Source organism: Streptomyces sp. NPDC018947 (assembly GCF_044390505.1).
GTDB lineage: Bacteria > Actinomycetota > Actinomycetes > Streptomycetales > Streptomycetaceae > Streptomyces.
This window is the reverse complement of record NZ_JBIRZD010000001.1, coordinates 57,415-73,882: the sequence shown is the minus strand read 5'-3', so window position 1 is coordinate 73,882 and position 16,468 is coordinate 57,415. Positions and strand designations below refer to the sequence as shown.

Sequence of the window (16,468 nt, the reverse complement as noted above, 5' to 3'; positions counted from 1 at the left end):
CACTCAGGGTGTCCACGCCCTGGTTCGACGAGATCGGCGGTGAGAGTTCCTGGCTCCCGGGGCGGTACGTGGGTACCTCCCCGGTGACAGTGGCGGGACCGCGCCGGAATCGCACCGGCTTCCTCTCCTGCCGCCGTAATGGCTCCGGCAGTCCACCACGCCCCGCGAACACCCGTCAACTTGCTGTTGACCTGCGAGGGGGGAGTGTGCGGAGGCCCACACGCGGGCGGTGTGCGCCGACGCGCGCCGAGCGGGGTGCGGGACGCGGGTGCGCGCCCCGCACCCCGCTCGGGGATGCGCCGGTGAAGCCGCCCGGTGGGTCAGGCGACGATCAGGTAGATGCCGTAGGCCACGGCGGCCGCGCAGGCCGCGAAGCAGGCGTAGGCGCCGGTGACGGCAAGGGCGGCGGAGCCGCCCCGGGCGGCGGCCCGCTCCTGGCGGGAGAGGCCGGCGATGCCGAGGGTGAACAGGGCCACCAGGGCCACGGTGACCACGAGAGAGACGCCGAAGACGGAGCCGAGGGCTGCCCAGTCGATTGTCATGGCGGTTCGCTTCCTTCGTACCCGGGACGCGGGCTCAGACGGTGGTGGCGGCCGAGGGGGCCTTGGAGTCGGTGGTGGCCTGGTCCGGGAAGGAGGCCGAGAGGTCGTCGGCCACGGCGCCGGCGGGCGGCGGGGTGACGGCGGCCATGGCCTGGGTGACCACACCGGGCGTCTCGGGCCGCGGCTCGTCGGCGTCGTTGACGTTGGTGTGGTCGACGACCTCGCGCCGGGAGATGCGCCAGATCGCGAAGCTGGAGCCGACCAGGAAGAGGGCCACGAGGGCCGTGCCCCAGTCGCCGAGGCGGCAGACCCACTCGGCGAGCGCGGCGACCAGCGCGGCGGCCGGCAGCGTCAGGCCCCAGGCGACGAACATCCGGGTGGCCGTGGACCAGCGCACCACGCCGCCCTTGCGGCCGAGGCCCGCGCCCATCACGGCGCCGGAGACCGAGTGCGTGGTGGACAGGGAGAAGCCGAGGTGGGAGGAGGCCAGGATGACCGTGGCGGCGCTGGTCTGGGCGGCGAAGCCCTGCTGCGGCTGGAGGTCGGTCAGGCCCTTGCCCATGGTGCGGATGATGCGCCAGCCGCCGAGGTAGGTGCCGAGCGCGATGGCGATGCCCGCGGAGAGGATGACCCACAGCGGCGGGTCCGAGTCGGGGGCGAGGGAGCCGCCGGCGATCAGGGCGAGGGTGATGATGCCCATCGTCTTCTGGGCGTCGTTGGTGCCGTGGGCGAGCGAGACCAGGCCGGCCGAGGCGATCTGCCCGGCGCGGTAGCCCTTGGCGGCGGCCTCGCCGTCGGCCTTGCGGCCGAGCGAGTACGTCAGCCGGGAGGCCAGCATCGCGGCGACGCCCGCCACGATCGGGGCGGCGACGGCCGGCAGCAGCACCTTGGTGACGAGCACGTCGCCGTGGACGGCGCCGACGCCCGCCGACGCGACGGCGGCGCCGATCAGACCGCCCATCAGGGCGTGGGAGGAGCTGGACGGGAGCCCGACCAGCCAGGTCAGCAGGTTCCAGAGGATCGCGCCGACCAGGGCGGCGAAGATGACCTCGGGACGGATACCGGTCTCGTCCACGAGACCCTTGGAGATCGTGTTGGCGACCTCCACCGAGAGGAAGGCGCCCACAAGGTTCAGCACGGCGGACATGGCCACCGCGACCTTGGGTTTGAGAGCACCGGTCGAAATGGTCGTTGCCATCGCGTTCGCGGTGTCGTGGAAACCGTTCGTGAAATCGAACGCGAGTGCGGTTACCACCACAATCGCGAGGATCAGCGAGAAGCTTTCCATTTACCCAGGCAATCGTTCGAGGTCATTGGCTGGACGAACGTAGGTAACCAGGGTGAACGGAAGATGAACTGGACCGGGCTTCATGGTGACCGGAAACGGCGCCGTGACCTCCGCGAACGCCTGCGCAGCGTGCCCGCCCCGGTGCTCTCCGGAGACGTGCCTGGCAGGATCGCCGCGAGGCCGCCGCCGAGCGGCGCGAGCAGGGCGTGCGGACGCCCGACGGGAGGCGTGGACTGTGACCGGATCGCGGATCGGACAGGTGCGTGAGGACGAGGCCGCCGCCTGGGAGGAACTCGTCGCGACGGCCCGGCGGACGGTGTCCGACGGACTGGTCGTCGGCACCTCCGGCAACGTCTCCGTGCGCGTCGGCGACACGGTCCTCGTCACCCCCTCGGGCGTGCCCTACGACCGGCTCGCCCCGCGCGACGTCACCGGCGTCGGCCTCGACGGCCGCCAGGTCCTCGGCACGCTGGTCCCCACCAGCGAACTGCCGATGCACCTCGCCGTGTACCGCGCCGACCCCGACGCCCGCGCCGTCGTCCACACGCACGCCGTGCACGCCACGGCCCTCTCGCTGCTCCTCACCGAACTCCCGCCGGTCCACTACATGACCGCCGCGCTCGGCGGCCCCGTCCGGGTCGCCCCGTACGCCGCCTACGGCAGCGCCGAACTCGCCCGCGGCATGCTCGACGCCCTCGCCGGCCGCACCGGCTGCCTCCTGCGCAACCACGGCACGATCACCTACGGCGCCACCCTCGACCAGGCATACGACCGCACCGCCCAGCTCGAGTGGATGTGCCGCCTGTGGCTGACCGCCTCCTCGGTCCCGGGCCGCACCCCGGCCCTGCTCACCCCCGCCCAGCTCGACGAGGCCGCCCGGCGCCTGCGCGGCTACGGCCAGCCCACCTGACGGGACGGGCACGCCGGCGCTTACCCGGCCGATCCGGGGGTACCGGCAGTCCAGCCGACCCATGGCCCCGGCCCGGCCGGACGTCGTCACCCCCCGTCGTCCGCCCGCTGGCCGCCCGCGGACTCCACCGGGAGACTGGCCCCATGCGCACTGTCACAGCAACGGCGGCCGCCGTCACCGCAGCCCTGGCGGCCGGTGCGGCGAGCGTCGCCGCCGGACGACTCGCCAGCGACGCCGCGCTCAAGGCGCCCCCCGGCCGCCCCCTGCCCACCGAACCCCGCCTCACCGTGCACGGGACCGCCGCCGGGCAGATCACCCTCACCCGGGACCTGGCCGCGCTGCGCCCCGGCCGCTACGGCCTCGCCGGCGACGGCTCCCACGCCGTCGTCGGCCCGGTCCTCGCCACCGCCGAGCACGGCGCCGACACCGTCGTACGCCGCCTCGAACGCGTCACCCACGGCACCTTCCGGGCCGGGGACCGCGCCTGGCTCACCCCGAACCTGCACGTCGGAAACCCGGGCACCGCCCTCGGCCTCGACTACAGCGACGTCGACGTCCCCGGCGAACTCGGACCGCTCCCCGCCTGGTTCCTGCCCGGCGCCCGCCCCACCTGGGTCATCGCCGTGCACGGTCTGGCCGCCACCCGAGAACACGCCCTCAACCTCATCGCGCCGCTGCACGAACGGCACGTACCGGTGCTCGCCCTCACCCACCGCGGCGATGCCGGCGCCCCGCCCTCGCCCGACGGCCTGCACCACTTCGGCCAGACCGAGTGGCGCGACGTGGACGCGGCCGTCCACTACGCCCTCGACCACGGCGCCCGCCAGGTCGTCCTGCTCGGCTGGTCCACCGGCGCCACCATGGCCCTGCGCACCGCCGCGCTCTCCGACGCCCGCGACCGCATCGCCGGACTCGTCCTGGACTCCCCGGTGCTGAGCTGGGAGACCACGCTGCGCGCCCTGGCCGCAGCCCGCCGCACCCCGGGCGTCCTCCTGCCGCTCGCGGTCCGCGCCGCGCAGGGCCGCGCCCACCTGCACACCGACCACGCCGCCGACCCGGACGCCCCCGAGTCCGTCACCGTGCCGACCCTCGTCTTCCACGGCCCGGACGACACCGTCGCCCCCTGGCGGCTGACCCGGCGCTTCGCCGACGCCCACCCGCGCCTGGTCTCCCTCCACACCGTCCGCGGCGCCCCGCACGCCGCCATGTGGAACGCCGACCCCGACACCTACCAGGAGACCCTGCGCCGCTTCCTGACCCCCCTGGTCTGACCGCGCCGCCCCCGCCCCGCCGAGGTTCCGTTCAGCGCCGTACCACTGGCCGGTTCACGTGCCCCGGCCACCCGCTCGGGCCGCCGGCCGGCCGTCCCCGCCGCGGCCCGTGGCGTTCCGTTTGGGTTTTCCGACCGTCAACCGGAAGACTGCACTCGTGACGTCCCGTATCCCGCGCGACTCCAGGCTTCGACTCGTCCGCCCGCGACCCCTGGCCGCCGCCCCCAGAGCGATGACCCAGCGGCGCCCGCGCCGCGCCGCACCGCGCCCCCCGGAGGGCACACCGGCCCGGTCGGAACTGGCCCGAATGGCGCGCTCCGGCCTGGCCGACGCGGCCCGTGTCGCCCGCTGGGCCGACGCCGCCCTCGGCCCCGGCCGCGGCGGCGCGACCGCCGACGGCAAGGCCACCCTCTCCGACGCGACCGCCGAACAGGCGGCCCGCGCCCTCGGGCTCACCCCGGCACAGGTCCGCGCCGACTGGGACACCGCCCGCCTCGCCGGGCTGGTCGAGGTGCACCGCGGCACCGCCCGCCCCGGCTGGCGGCTGCGCGCCTGGGACCGCGACGACAGCGCCGTGCTGCGCGGCTGGGTCGCCCTCTTCGACGCCTGGTCGCTCGCCCACCCCGAGCCCGACGGCCACGAGCCCGCCGCCGTCGCCGAGCTGGTCTCCGCGATGCCCCAGGTGCTCTCCTTCCTCCAGCTCTCCGCCGGGCCCGTCCCCGTGGCGCAGCTCCTGGACCTGCTGGAGCAGCGCGTCACCGAACTGCGCACCGAGCGCTGCGAGGTCCCCTACGGCCCCCGGCTCGAACCGGGGACGCCGGACGCCCCGCAGCCCCAGCAGGCCCCGGCCGGCGCCGACGCCCCGCTGGCCCCGCTCCTCGACTGGGCCCTGCACGCCCTGGCCTCCGTCGGCGCCCTCACCTGCGGCGACGGCCAGGCCACGCTGACCCCGCTGGGAAGCTGGGCGGTCTGGGTCAAGCTGGAGCAGATCTGCGTGGCCGCGCAGAGCCCCGCCGGCAACATCGAGCAGTCCGCCGAGGACATGCTCCGCGGCTGCGCCCGGCTCCGCCCCAACGCGGCCCGCGCCGAGTACCGCGCCTGGCTCGCGGCCCGGCCCGTCGGCAGCGCGGTCACCGAGCTGCTCGCCGCCGCCCGCGGCGAGGACGCCCTGCTGCGCGGCCTCGCCTTCGAGGCGCTGCGCGTCGTCGGCGCCCCCGCCGAGCCCGACGTCCGCGCGGTCCTCGACGAGCCCACGCTGCGCCCGTACGCCCTGCTGTGGCTGGCCGAGCACGACGGCGCCGACCCCGAGGACGCCCACCACGTCCTCACCCGCCAGGAGGCCACGTGGCTGTGGGTCGACACCGCCGCCGCCGTCGCCGACCACGGGGAGGCCCCGCTGCTGGTCAGGCATCTGGAGTCCGCGGTGCAGCCGACCGTGCCGGCCCTCCTCGACGAGGTCCGCGCCGTCGGGCACCCGCGCACGGTGCAGGTGCTGGTCGCCCTGGCCGCCGCCCACCCCGACCCGGCCCTCGCCAAGGCCGTGCGCCGGGCCGCCTTCCAGGTGCACACCGGCGGCGACTGACCGGGGCGCCGCCCGCCGCACGGGCGCCGGGGCCGCGGTCCCGGCGCCGGAAGGGCCACGGCCGCGGTCCCCGGGCCGACGGGGCCGCTCAGCCCCGGATCTCCGGCGCGTACGTCCCGAAGCTCCAGACGTTGCCCTCCAGGTCCCGGGCCATGTAGTTCCTCGCCCCGTAGTCCTGGTCCGTCGGGGGCATCAGGATCTCCGCGCCGTGCTCCGCGGCCCGCCGGTGGTGGGCGTCGACGTCGTCCACCACGACGTACACCCCGGTCGCGCCGGCGTGCCTCATCGCCTCGTCGAACGGGCTGCCCATGCCCTTCGAGCCGAGCATGACCGCGCCGTTGCCCTGGGCCAGCTCGGCGTGGGCGACCGTGCCGTCCTCGCCCTCGTACACGGCCAGTTCCCTGAAGCCGAAGGCCTGCGTGAGCTGGCGCACCGCCGCCTTGGCGTCCGCGTACAGCAGCGTCGGGTAGACGCTGGGACGAGCGCCGTCCATGCCTGCCATGCCGATCACTCCCTCGTGAGCCGGTGCCGGTGGCCGGATGCCGGAATATCCCGGAATCCGCCCGGGCGCCCAGTCTGGCACCGCCCGCCGGCACCGCACGGGAGGTGCGCCGCCGAACAAGGGAGCCCCGAACAGGCGGACGCGGGGAGCGCGGCCCGGGAAAACCGGTTGCGCGGCCCCGTTAGACTGGCCCCATGGCCATTCTCCTCGCGCATTAGACGGCGGGAAACGTCCTCAGCCGCCCGTCCCGCCCCATCACCCGCCCTGGAGTCTGTCCGTGATCTCCGCCTCCGGCATCGAGCTGCGCGCCGGTGCCCGCGTGCTCATCGAAAGCGCCACCTTCCGCGTCGCCAAGGGCGACCGCATCGGCCTGGTCGGCCGCAACGGCGCCGGGAAGACGACCCTCACCAAGGTCCTCGCCGGCGACGGCATCCCCGCCGCCGGCACCGTCACCCGCTCCGGCGAGGTCGGCTACCTCCCGCAGGACCCGCGTACCGGCGACCTCGACGTGCTCGCCCGCGACCGCATCCTCTCGGCGCGCGGCCTGGACGTGCTGATCCGCAAGATGCGCGAGAACGAGCAGCGCATCGCCAACGGCCAGGGCGCCACCCGCGAGAAGGCCCTCAAGCAGTACGAGCGCCAGGAGACGGAGTTCCTCACCAAGGGCGGGTACGCCGCCGAGGCCGAGGCCGCCACCATCGCCGCCGCGCTCAACCTCCCCGACCGCGTGCTGGGCCAGCCCCTGCACACGCTCTCCGGCGGTCAGCGCCGCCGCATCGAGCTGGCCCGCATCCTGTTCTCCGACGCGGACACGCTGCTGCTCGACGAGCCGACCAACCACCTCGACGCCGACTCCATCGTCTGGCTGCGGGACTACCTGAAGACCTACCGCGGCGGCTTCATCGTCATCTCCCACGACGTCGACCTGGTCGAGACGGTCGTCAACAAGGTGTTCTACCTGGACGCCAACCGCGCCCAGATCGACGTCTACAACATGGGCTGGAAGCTCTACCAGCAGCAGCGCGAGGCCGACGAGAAGCGCCGCAAGCGCGAGCGCGCCAACGCCGAGAAGAAGGCCGCGGCCCTCAACGCGCAGGCCGACAAGATGCGCGCCAAGGCCACCAAGACGGTCGCCGCGCAGAACATGGCCCGCCGCGCCGACAAACTGCTGTCCGGCCTGGAGGCCGTCCGCCAGTCCGACAAGGTCGCCAAGCTCCGCTTCCCCGAGCCCGCGCCCTGCGGCAGGACCCCGCTGACCGCCGAGGGCCTGTCCAAGTCGTACGGGTCCCTGGAGATCTTCACCGACGTCGACCTGGCCATCGACAAGGGCTCCCGCGTCGTGATCCTCGGCCTCAACGGCGCCGGCAAGACCACCCTGCTGCGCCTGCTCGGCGGCGTGGAGCAGCCCGACACCGGCGAGGTCATCGAGGGCCACGGCCTCAAGCTCGGGTACTACGCCCAGGAGCACGAGACCCTCGACCCCGACCGCACCGTCCTGGAGAACATGCGCTCCGCCGCGCCCGACATGGACCTCGTGGAGGTCCGCAAGGTGCTCGGCTCGTTCCTGTTCTCCGGCGACGACGTCGACAAGCCGGCCGGGGTCCTCTCCGGCGGGGAGAAGACGCGTCTCGCCCTGGCCACCCTCGTGGTGTCCTCGGCCAACGTGCTGCTGCTCGACGAGCCGACCAACAACCTCGACCCGGCCAGCCGCGAGGAGATCCTCGGCGCGCTGCGCACCTACAAGGGCGCGGTCGTCCTCGTCACCCACGACGAGGGCGCGGTCGAGGCGCTCCAGCCGGAGCGGATCATCCTGCTCCCGGACGGCGTCGAGGACCTGTGGGGCGCCGACTACGCGGACCTCGTCGCCCTCGCTTGACCGAATGGGTGATCCACTGGGTATGGATCATTCGGCCGACGAGTGATCCGCCATCTGTGTGAGATCTCCTCATCATGAGGTGTGTCCTACAACGATTTCGCGGCCGGGGCCTCCATTGTGGAGGCCCCGGCCGCGTCGCCTTTCTGACCTGGAACTTCGCCAGGGAACCCGTTCGGCGGTAAGGGCTTCACTCTTCAGGAATTACGTATTCCGTATGTGGGGACTCGCTCCTGTCGTCACAACCTTGACTCATCGACCTTGCCGAATGGGTGGCCATGAGGCCCATGAGGGGTGATCATGAGGAGACCAGAGCGCACTTCCCATGAGGAGGCACGGGTGGCCGAGACTCTGAAGAAGGGCAGCCGGGTGACCGGCGCCGCGCGCGACAAGCTCGCGGCAGACCTGAAGAAGAAGTACGACGCCGGTGCGAGCATTCGGGCGTTGGCCGAGGAGACCGGCCGCTCGTATGGCTTCGTGCACCGCATGCTCAGCGAGTCGGGCGTCACGCTCCGAGGGCGTGGCGGGGCGACCCGGGGCAAGAAGGCCGCCTCGGCCTGACCCACCCCGGGTGGCCCCTCGACTCCGATGGTGGCCACCCGGTCGGTCGTCCGGCCGGCCGGGTGGTTACTGTGCAGTCACTTAGCTCTGTCGTGGTACGGCGAGACAGCCGGCGCACGGCAGGGACGACGACCGCACCCCTCGGAGGCGCCCCATGGCTTCGCCCGCCCACGACCCCGGTCCCGCACTCGACAAGGACGGCGTGCGGCTCACCGTCGACGACGCGATCGCCACGGTGACGCTGACCAACCCGGCCAAGCGCAACGCGCAGAGCCCCGCTCTGTGGCGCGCGCTCACCGAGGCCGGCCGGCTGCTGCCGGGCTCCGTCAGGATCGTCGTGCTGCGCGCCGAGGGCAAGTCGTTCTCGGCGGGGCTCGACCGGCAGGCGTTCACGCCCGAGGGCTTCGACGGCGAACCGTCGTTCATCGACCTCGCCCGGGGCGGCGACGCCGAACTGGACGCGACCATCGCCGAGTACCAGGAGGCGTTCACCTGGTGGCGGCGCAGCGACATCCTGTCGATCGCCGCCGTCCAGGGCCACGCCATCGGGGCCGGCTTCCAACTGGCCCTCGCCTGCGACCTGCGGGTCGTCGCGGACGACGTGCAGTTCGCCATGCGCGAGACCAGCCTCGGCCTCGTGCCCGACCTGACGGGCACCCACCCGCTGGTGGGCCTCGTCGGATACGCCCGCGCGCTGGAGATCTGCGCGACCGGGCGCTTCGTCATGGCCGAGGAAGCCGTGAACACCGGCCTGGCGAACCTCGCCGTGCCCGCGGACCAGCTCGACGGCGCCGTCCACGACCTGGCGTCCGCGGTCCTGGCCGCCCCGCGCGACGCCGTCATCGAGACCAAGGCGCTGCTCCAGGGCGCCCGCGACCGCGACTACGAGGCCCAGCGCGCCGCGGAACGAGCCGCCCAGGGCCGCCGCCTGCGCGACCTGGCCGGGCTGGGGGAGTAACCGCCCCCGCTCAGCCGATCGCCGTCACCAGCACCGCCACCGTGGGGTGGTCCGGCAGGGACTCCGTCACCGCCGCGCGGACCCGGCGGGCCACCTCGGCGGCGACGCTGTCCGCGTGGACCGACAGCTCCACCCGGACATGGCGGCGGGGCAGGGTCGCCCGCTGCCCGGGGTCGGGCCGCGTGATGTGCACCGGGCGGCCCAGGACGTCCGTCAGGCCGCTCACGCCGGGAACCGCCAGCGCGGCGGCCGCGGCACGGCCCTCGTCCGTGTCCTCGGGGCCGCCCCGGGCCGCGGGACGGCCCGCGTGCCCGGCCTCCGGCTCCGGTGAGCCGGGCCCGGGCGGCTCGGCCTCCGCCTCCAGCAGGTCCGTCGCCCGCAGGTCGACCTCCGTCACCGTCAGCCCGATCCGGCGCGTCGCCGCATCGGCCAGCGCGGCGCGCAGTCGGTCCGCCGCGGCCGGCAGGGGCTCCGCCGCCGACGCCGCGAAGTCGGCCGTCACCCTCAGCGGACCCGGCGGCAGCGCGCTCGGCGGCGCCGGCACCACCGGTTCCCGGGCCTCCTCCGGACCCGCGGGTCCGATGCGCAGCCGTCCCGGGCGCACCCCCGGCACCTCCCGGCCCGCGGCCAGCAGCACCTCGCGCACCGCGCGTTCGGCCACCCACGCCCCGTCCCGCGGACCGCCCAGCGGCAGCAGCCTGCCCAGTCCGAGCTGCTCCCGTACCGTCCGCGTCCACCGATCAGCCGTCGTCATTCCTTCAGCCTGCCGCATCCCCGGCGCGCATACGCGCAACCGTGCTTACGGTGGTGGGAGAACGACGACCGAAGGGACGTGCGGCCATGAGCGACTTGACGGAGAAGGACACGCCGGAGACCGGGAGGGCGCAGGCGGTACGGCGCGGAGGCGGCGACCCCGGAACCCGCGGCCGGACCACCATCGCCGACGGCGTGGTGGAGAAGATCACCGGAATGGCGGCACGCGACGTCGCGGGTGTGCACGCCATGGGCAGCGGAATGGCCCGCACCTTCGGCGCCATGCGCGAACGGGTGCCCGGCGGCTCCAGGTCGGTGACCCGCGGCGTGAAGGCGGAGGTCGGCGAGAAGCAGACCGCGCTCGATCTGGAGATCGTCGTCGAGTACGGCGTGTCGATCAGCGACGTGGCCCGTGACGTGCGGGAGAACGTGGTGGCGGCGGTGGAGCGGATGACCGGACTGGAGGTCGTCGAGGTCAACATCGCGGTCAGCGACGTGAAGCTGCCCGACGAGGAGGACGAGGAGCCGGAAGAGCCGCGGATCAGGTGACGGCGACGTGGACTGAGGGGAGCGCACCATGAACATGGCGGTGGTCGGCATGATCGCCGGGATGGCGCTGGGCTTCGCCGGGTACTTCGGCGGGTTCGGGGCCTTCGTGCTGGTGGCGGCCCTGGGGGCCGTCGGGTTCGTCGTCGGCCGGTTCCTGGAGGGGGACATGGACCTCGGCGACCTGTTCCGTGCCCGTGACGACAGGCGGCGGTGACCGGCGTGAGCGAGGGGGCCGGTGACGTCCGTGAGGCACTGGGCGTGGTCCCCGCGCGCGAACGCGGGGCCACGCGGATCGCCGACCGGGTCGTCGCCAAGATCGCCGCCCAGGCGGCGCGCGAGGCGGTCGGCGTGCTCCATCCCGCCGCCGAGCGCCCGCACGCCAGCGTCGTCGTCCACCACGACATCGCCCGTGTGCGTGTCCATGTCGAACTCGACTACCCCTGCGACATCGGGGCCCGCTGCGGGCAGGTGCGCCACCAGGTCTTCCAGCGGGTACGGGGGCTCGCGGGCATGGCGGTGCCGGAAGTCGCCGTACAGGTGGAGCGGCTGCACCTGGCCGCCGAGTACGGCGCGAAACAGGGAAGGACGCGATGAGCGAGCCCCAGCGCCCCGAGGGCGCCACGGAGCGCCTGCCCGTCATGGAGAAGACCTCCGGCGCCGGGTCCCCGCCGCCGGACCGGGCCGAGGACGGGCACGGGCCGCGCGGCCGCTTCTGGTCGGCGCGCCGTGTCCCCGCCGGCATCGTCGCCCTGCTCCTCCTGATCGCGGCGGGCGCCTTCCTCTACGACGTCGTCGCCGTCCGCGCCGGCCGGTCCGCCCTCGGCTGGCGCCGGGAACTGGCCCGGCAGCTCGCCGAACGGCCCCTGGACGACATCTGGGTGCGGGTCGGCGCCGGCGTGGCCGCCGCCCTCGGGCTGTGGCTGCTCGTGCTGGCGCTCACGCCCGGCCTGCGCAAGGTGCTGCCGATGCGGCGCCGCCCGGACGTCCGCGCGGGACTGCACCGGGACGCCGCCTCGGCGGTGCTGCGCGACCGGGCCGTGGAGATCGCCGGAGTGCAGTCGGCGCGCGTGAGGGTGCGCCGCCGGAAGGTCCGGGTGCGCGCGCTCTCGCACTTCCGGGAACTGGACGACGTACGAGCCGATCTGGACGGCGTGCTCGACGACACGGTGCGCGGGCTCGGGCTGGCCCGGCCGCCCTCCGTGTCGGTCAGCGTGGCGCGGCCCGGACGGAAGGGGTGAGCGTTGTGCTCAGGACCGTCGACCGTGTGCTGCTCGGCCTCGTGGGCCTGATCCTGCTCGCCGTGGGCGGCGTGGTGCTCGCGGTGGGGTTCGGCGTGTCGCCGCCGTCCTGGTGGGTGCACCAGGGGCCGCACGACGTCCTGCTCAGCGACGCCGAGCGGACCCGCTGGCGGGACGCCGGCTGGTGGTGGCCGGCCGTCATCGCCGCGCTCGCCGTCCTGCTGCTGCTCGCCCTGTGGTGGCTGGTGGCGGTACTGCGCCGCCGCCGGCTCTCCGAGGTGCTCGTCGACACGGGCGACGGCGAGGGCGCGGTGCTGCGCGGCCGGGCCCTGGAGCACGTCCTCGCCCAGGAGGCGGACCGGGTGGACGGGGTCGAGCGGGCCAGGGTGCGCCTCACCGGCCGGCGCGACGCCCCGCGGGCCCGTGTCCGCCTGCTGCTCGCCCCGCACGTGGACCCCGGCACGGCCCTGGACGACCTCACCACCCGCGCCCTCACCCACGCCCGCCACTCGGCGGCCCTCCCCGCCCTCCCCGCGGAGGTCCAGCTCCGCGCCGTCAAGCACCACGCGGAACGGGTGAGCTGACCGGGGCGGTACCCGGCCCGGCTTCCTTGGCTCGCTCCGCCTCTCGGCCGGGCCCCGCGTCGGCCGTCGGCGGGGGGCAGCCGGGCCGGGGCCCGGCCTCGTAGGCGGCCGGTGCACTCGCGCCCCGGCTGCCCCCCGCGCCACCGGACCGCTCCTCGGGGTCAGAAACCGTGGCGTACTCCGCCGTCCACCGGGAGCATCACGCCCGTGACGTAGGACGCGGCCGGGGAGAGCAGGAAGGCCGCCGCACGGCCGAACTCCTCCGGGGTGCCGTAGCGGCGCAGCGGGATGCGGGACTCGGCCGCCGCCCTGGTCGCCTCCGGGTCGGCGGACAGGCCGTCCAGCTCCCGCACCCGGTCGGTGTCGATGCGGCCCGGCAGCAGGCCGACGACGCGGATGCCGCGCGGGCCCAGCTCGTCGGCGAGGGACTTGGCGAAGCCCGCCAGGCCCGGCCGCAGGCCGTTGGAGATGGTCAGGCCCGGGATCGGCTCGTACACCGAACCCGACAGCACGAAGCCGACGACGCCCCCGGCGTCCAGCTCGGCGGCGGCCGTGCGGGCCAGCCGCACCGCGCCCAGGAACACCGACTCGAAGGCGCCCCGCCACTGCTCGTCGGTGTTGTCGGCGACGAACCCGGGCGGCGGCCCGCCCACGCTGATCAGCACGCCGTCGAAGCGCCCGAACCGCTCACGCGCGGTCGCCACCAGCCGGCCGGCGGCCTCGGGGTCGGCGTTGTCGGCGGCCACGCCCACCACGTCCGGGCCCAGCGCGGACGCGGCGTCCGCGGCGCTCTGCGCGTCCCGCCCGGTGACGACGAGCTTCGCCCCGTCGGCGACCAGCTCGCGCGCGGCGGCGTTGCCCAGCCCGCGGGTGGCTCCGGTGACGACGTACACCCGGTCCTTCAGTCCAAGATCCATGGTCCCTATCCTGCCCCCACGCCGCCGTACAGGGCGAGGGCGGTGTTCACCAGACCGATGTGGCTGAACGCCTGCGGGAAGTTCCCGAGCTGACGGCCGGCCACCGGGTCGTACTCCTCGGCCAGCAGCCCGACGTCGTTCGCGAGCCCCGTCAGCCGCTCGAACAGCTCCCGGGCCCGGCGTGTCCGCCCGGTCGCGTGGAGCGCGTCGGCGTACCAGAACGAGCAGACCAGGAACGTGCCCTCGCCGCCCGGCAGCCCGTCCACCGGCGTGCCCTCGGTGCTGTAGCGGCGTACCAGGCCGTCGCGGGTCAGTTCCTCGCCGACGGCGTCGACCGTGCCGACGACGCGCGGATCGTCCGCGGGCAGGAAACCCACCCGGGGGATGAGCAGCAGCGACGCGTCCAGTTCCGCCGAACCGTAGGACTGGGTGAAGGTGTTGCGCACCGGGTCGTAGCCCTTCTCGCAGACCTCGCGGTGCACCTCCTCGCGCAGCGCGCGCCAGGTGTCCACGTCCCCGCCCAGCTCCGGGTGCTCCTCCACCGTGCGCACCGCGCGGTCGGCGGCAACCCAGGTCATCACCTTCGAGTGCACGAACTGCCGGCGCCCGCCGCGCACCTCCCACAGGCCCTCGTCCGGCTGCCGCCACGCGCCGGCGAGGAAGTCCATCAGCGCGCACTGCAGCTCCCACATCTGCGGCTGCGGGCGCATGCCGGCCAGCCGGGCCAGCGACAGGGAGTCCATCACCTCGCCGTACACGTCGAGCTGAAGCTGATTCACGGCGTCGTTCCCGACCCGTACGGGGCTCGCGCCGGCGAAGCCGGACAGCCACGGCAGCTCGAACTCCCCGAGCCGCCGCTCGCCCGCCAGGCCGTACATGATCTGCAGGTCGGCCGGGTCGCCCGCGACCGCGCGCAGCAGCCAGTCGCGCCAGGCCTCGGCCTCCTGCAGATACCCGGCGGACAGCAGGGCGCCCAGGGTGAGCGTGGAGTCGCGCAGCCAGCAGAAGCGGTAGTCCCAGTTGCGGACGCCGCCCGGCTCCTCGGGCAGCGAGGTGGTGGCGGCGGCCACGATGCCGCCCGTGGGCCGGTAGGTGAGCGCCTTCAGCGTGATCAGGGACCGGACCACGGCGTCCCGGTGCGGGCCGTCGTAACGGCAGTGGGCGGCCCAGGCCCTCCAGTCCTCGACGCTGTGCTCCAGCGCCTCGTACGGGTCGATCAGCGGCGGGCGCGGCTCGTGCGAGGGGTGCCAGGTGAGGACGAACGCGACCTTCTCGCCCTCGGCGACCGTGAACTGCGCGTGCGTGCCGAAGTCCTCGCCCCAGCTCCGCACCTCCGGCTCGCTGCGCAGCCACGCGGAGTCCGGTCCCGCGACGGCCACCCGGTGACCGTCGGACCGGCGCACCCACGGCACGATCGAGCCGTAGTCGAAGCGCAGCCGCAGCGCGCTGTGCACGGTGACCTCGCCGCGCAGGCCCTCCACGACGCGCACCAGGTCGGGGGCGCGGTCGCGCTGGGGCATGAAGTCGGTGACCCGGACGGCGCCGTCCCCGGTCTCCCACTCGGTGTCCAGGACGAGGGTGTCGCGGCGGTAGGCGCGGCGGGTGCAGCGTTCGGCGCCCACGGGGGCGATGCGCCAGTGGCCGTTGTCCTCGTCGCCGAGCAGCTTGGCGAAGCAGGCGGCGGAGTCGAAGCGTGGCAGGCACAGCCAGTCCACGGAGCCGTCCGTGGAGACCAGGGCCGCGGTCTGCTGGTCGCCGATGAGCGCGTAGTCCTCGATGCGGGGGTGCACGGACTTCCGTCTTCCCTGCCCGTGACGGGGCAATCGGGGCCGCGCCGCCGCCTGTTCTACACCGGCGCGGGTTCCGCCGGGGCCGTCCCGACGTCCTCGGCGGTCTCCCGTTCGCGCTTCTCACGGCGGACCAGGAACCACCAGCCGACCGGGACGGCGGCGGCGAACAGCCACCACTGGACGGCGTACGCGAAGTTCAGCGCGGCGTCCTCGTTGCCGGGCCTGCCGATCAGCTCGGGGGTGTTGTTCTCGGGTTCGGGGGAGGTCAGTACGGCGTAGCCGCCGAGTACCCGGGCGCCGAGGCGCGCGGCCTCCCGCTCGCTGTCGATGAGCATGATCTGCCGGTCCGGCAGGCCCTCGAGGTCCTTGATGCCGCTCGCGGCGGTTGTCTCGTCGGGCATCATCCGGCCGGTGACGGTGATCTCGCCGCGGGGAGGCGCGGGGACCTCGGGGTAGTCGGTCTGGCTGGGGCCGTCCGCGGGGATCCAGCCCCGGTTGACCAGCAGCACCTTGCCGTCGTCGAGGACGAACGGGGTCAGTACGTGGTAGCCGATCTTGTCGTCGGAGTTGGTGCGGCGGCGGACGACGACCTCGTTCTCCGTGTCGAAGCGGCCCTTGGCGGTCACGGTGCGGTACCGCTCACGCGGGGTGATCTTCTTGCCGGGGGCGGTCAGCGACTCCACGGGCACCGGCTTCGCGCCGAGCGCCTCGGCGACCAGGTCGTTCCGCGCGGTGCGCTCGTCGTAGCGGTGCATCTGCCAGAAGCCCAGCCGGATCATCGTGGGGATGAGCAGCACGGCGACCAGGGTGAGGATCACCCACTGGCGGGACAACAGGAAGCGGTACACCCCACGACGGTACAACTCGGTCGTGGGGTGCGATGCGGGGGGTGGGGGCTCGGGCCCCGCTCAGACCTTGTCGACGATCCCCGCCCTCCCCTCCGCGCGGGCGCAGTGGGCGCCGCAGTACCAGTGGCCGTCGACGTCGACGCCCTGGCCGATGATCTGCACCCGGCAGTGCTCGCAGATGGGGGCCATCCGGTGGATCGCGCAGGAGAAGCAGTCGAAGACGTGCACCGCCCCCTGGGCGTGGACCTCGAAGGTCATTCCGTAGTTGTTGCCGCAGACTTCGCATGTCGCCATGCGCCACA

At 74.3% G+C, this 16,468-nt stretch carries 19 protein-coding genes and 1 riboswitch; of the genes, 11 read left to right on the top strand and 8 right to left on the bottom strand.

The genetic code is table 11. The features are described from left to right. Positions 1-22: 22 nt before the first annotated feature. Positions 23-173: riboswitch (cobalamin riboswitch) on the bottom strand. A gap of 147 nt (positions 174-320) precedes the next feature. Together ACH499_RS00325 and ACH499_RS00320 are read right to left on the bottom strand one after the other, a co-directional pair. Continuing rightward, positions 321-542 (bottom strand): hypothetical protein, encoded by a 222-nt coding sequence (locus tag ACH499_RS00325; RefSeq protein WP_356203841.1) that lies wholly within the window; start codon positions 540-542, stop codon positions 321-323. Between the two features lie 34 nt (positions 543-576). Next, on the bottom strand, positions 577-1,830 hold the full coding sequence (locus ACH499_RS00320; RefSeq protein WP_356203843.1) for an inorganic phosphate transporter: 1,254 nt from the start codon (positions 1,828-1,830) through the stop codon (positions 577-579). 235 nt (positions 1,831-2,065) lie between these two features. On the opposite strand from ACH499_RS00320, the gene ACH499_RS00315 reads away from it, so the two are divergent. From ACH499_RS00315 to ACH499_RS00305, 3 genes are all read left to right on the top strand, one after another. After that, entirely contained in the window at positions 2,066-2,740 is a 675-nt protein-coding gene (locus ACH499_RS00315; protein ID WP_356203845.1) for a class II aldolase/adducin family protein, read from the top strand. Between the two features lie 143 nt (positions 2,741-2,883). Continuing rightward, a complete protein-coding gene (locus tag ACH499_RS00310) occupies positions 2,884-4,011 on the top strand; it encodes an alpha/beta hydrolase (RefSeq protein WP_399012931.1) in 1,128 nt (375 codons plus the stop codon). Positions 4,012-4,168: 157 nt separating this feature from the next. Further along, entirely contained in the window at positions 4,169-5,593 is a 1,425-nt protein-coding gene (locus ACH499_RS00305) for a hypothetical protein (RefSeq protein ID WP_399012929.1), read from the top strand. Positions 5,594-5,681: 88 nt separating this feature from the next. Here the strand turns inward: ACH499_RS00305 and ACH499_RS00300 are convergent, their stop codons facing one another. Next, entirely contained in the window at positions 5,682-6,086 is a 405-nt protein-coding gene (locus ACH499_RS00300; protein ID WP_356203933.1) for a VOC family protein, read from the bottom strand. Positions 6,087-6,372: 286 nt separating this feature from the next. Between ACH499_RS00300 and ACH499_RS00295 the strand changes: the two genes are divergently transcribed. From ACH499_RS00295 to ACH499_RS00285, 3 genes are all read left to right on the top strand, one after another. After that, positions 6,373-7,971 (top strand): ABC-F family ATP-binding cassette domain-containing protein, encoded by a 1,599-nt coding sequence (locus ACH499_RS00295; protein ID WP_356203850.1) that lies wholly within the window; start codon positions 6,373-6,375, stop codon positions 7,969-7,971. Positions 7,972-8,307: 336 nt separating this feature from the next. After that, positions 8,308-8,529, top strand: coding sequence for a helix-turn-helix domain-containing protein (locus tag ACH499_RS00290; RefSeq protein WP_018567695.1), 222 nt, complete (start codon positions 8,308-8,310; stop codon positions 8,527-8,529). Positions 8,530-8,683: 154 nt separating this feature from the next. Further along, positions 8,684-9,487: an enoyl-CoA hydratase/isomerase family protein gene (locus ACH499_RS00285; protein ID WP_356203852.1), complete on the top strand. Its 804-nt coding sequence runs from the start codon at positions 8,684-8,686 to the stop codon at positions 9,485-9,487. 10 nt (positions 9,488-9,497) lie between these two features. Here ACH499_RS00285 and ACH499_RS00280 read toward each other — a convergent pair whose 3' ends face one another. After that, positions 9,498-10,241 carry a nucleopolyhedrovirus P10 family protein gene (locus tag ACH499_RS00280; RefSeq protein WP_399012927.1) on the bottom strand — a complete coding sequence of 248 codons (744 nt, stop codon included), beginning with the start codon at positions 10,239-10,241 and terminating at the stop codon, positions 9,498-9,500. A gap of 86 nt (positions 10,242-10,327) precedes the next feature. Here ACH499_RS00280 and ACH499_RS00275 point away from each other — a divergent pair, with 86 nt between their 5' ends. From ACH499_RS00275 to amaP, 5 genes are read left to right on the top strand one after another with little or no spacing between them, the layout of a single operon-like run. Continuing rightward, positions 10,328-10,789 (top strand): Asp23/Gls24 family envelope stress response protein, encoded by a 462-nt coding sequence (locus tag ACH499_RS00275; protein ID WP_356203856.1) that lies wholly within the window; start codon positions 10,328-10,330, stop codon positions 10,787-10,789. A 28-nt stretch (positions 10,790-10,817) separates the two neighbouring features. Further along, a complete protein-coding gene (locus ACH499_RS00270; protein WP_356203858.1) occupies positions 10,818-11,003 on the top strand; it encodes a hypothetical protein in 186 nt (61 codons plus the stop codon). After that, positions 11,000-11,383 (top strand): Asp23/Gls24 family envelope stress response protein, encoded by a 384-nt coding sequence (locus tag ACH499_RS00265; RefSeq protein ID WP_399012925.1) that lies wholly within the window; start codon positions 11,000-11,002, stop codon positions 11,381-11,383. Before ACH499_RS00270 ends, ACH499_RS00265 begins: the two co-directional genes overlap by 4 nt. After that, entirely contained in the window at positions 11,380-12,027 is a 648-nt protein-coding gene (locus ACH499_RS00260) for a DUF6286 domain-containing protein (RefSeq protein ID WP_356203862.1), read from the top strand. Before ACH499_RS00265 ends, ACH499_RS00260 begins: the two co-directional genes overlap by 4 nt. Then, on the top strand, positions 12,024-12,611 hold the full coding sequence (gene amaP, locus ACH499_RS00255) for an alkaline shock response membrane anchor protein AmaP (protein WP_356203864.1): 588 nt from the start codon (positions 12,024-12,026) through the stop codon (positions 12,609-12,611). The genes ACH499_RS00260 and amaP overlap by 4 nt, the downstream gene beginning before the upstream one ends. Positions 12,612-12,772: 161 nt before the next feature. Here the strand turns inward: amaP and ACH499_RS00250 are convergent, their stop codons facing one another. From ACH499_RS00250 to ACH499_RS00235, 4 genes are read right to left on the bottom strand one after another with little or no spacing between them, the layout of a single operon-like run. After that, a complete protein-coding gene (locus ACH499_RS00250; RefSeq protein ID WP_356203866.1) occupies positions 12,773-13,528 on the bottom strand; it encodes an SDR family oxidoreductase in 756 nt (251 codons plus the stop codon). A gap of 5 nt (positions 13,529-13,533) precedes the next feature. Further along, positions 13,534-15,318, bottom strand: a complete 1,785-nt coding sequence (locus ACH499_RS00245; protein ID WP_356203868.1) for a glycoside hydrolase family 15 protein — start codon at positions 15,316-15,318, stop codon at positions 13,534-13,536. Between the two features lie 56 nt (positions 15,319-15,374). Further along, complete coding sequence (locus ACH499_RS00240) at positions 15,375-16,166, bottom strand: SURF1 family protein (protein WP_356203869.1); 792 nt, start codon at positions 16,164-16,166, stop codon at positions 15,375-15,377. Between the two features lie 60 nt (positions 16,167-16,226). Next, complete coding sequence (locus ACH499_RS00235; protein ID WP_356203870.1) at positions 16,227-16,460, bottom strand: hypothetical protein; 234 nt, start codon at positions 16,458-16,460, stop codon at positions 16,227-16,229. Positions 16,461-16,468: the final 8 nt, after the last annotated feature.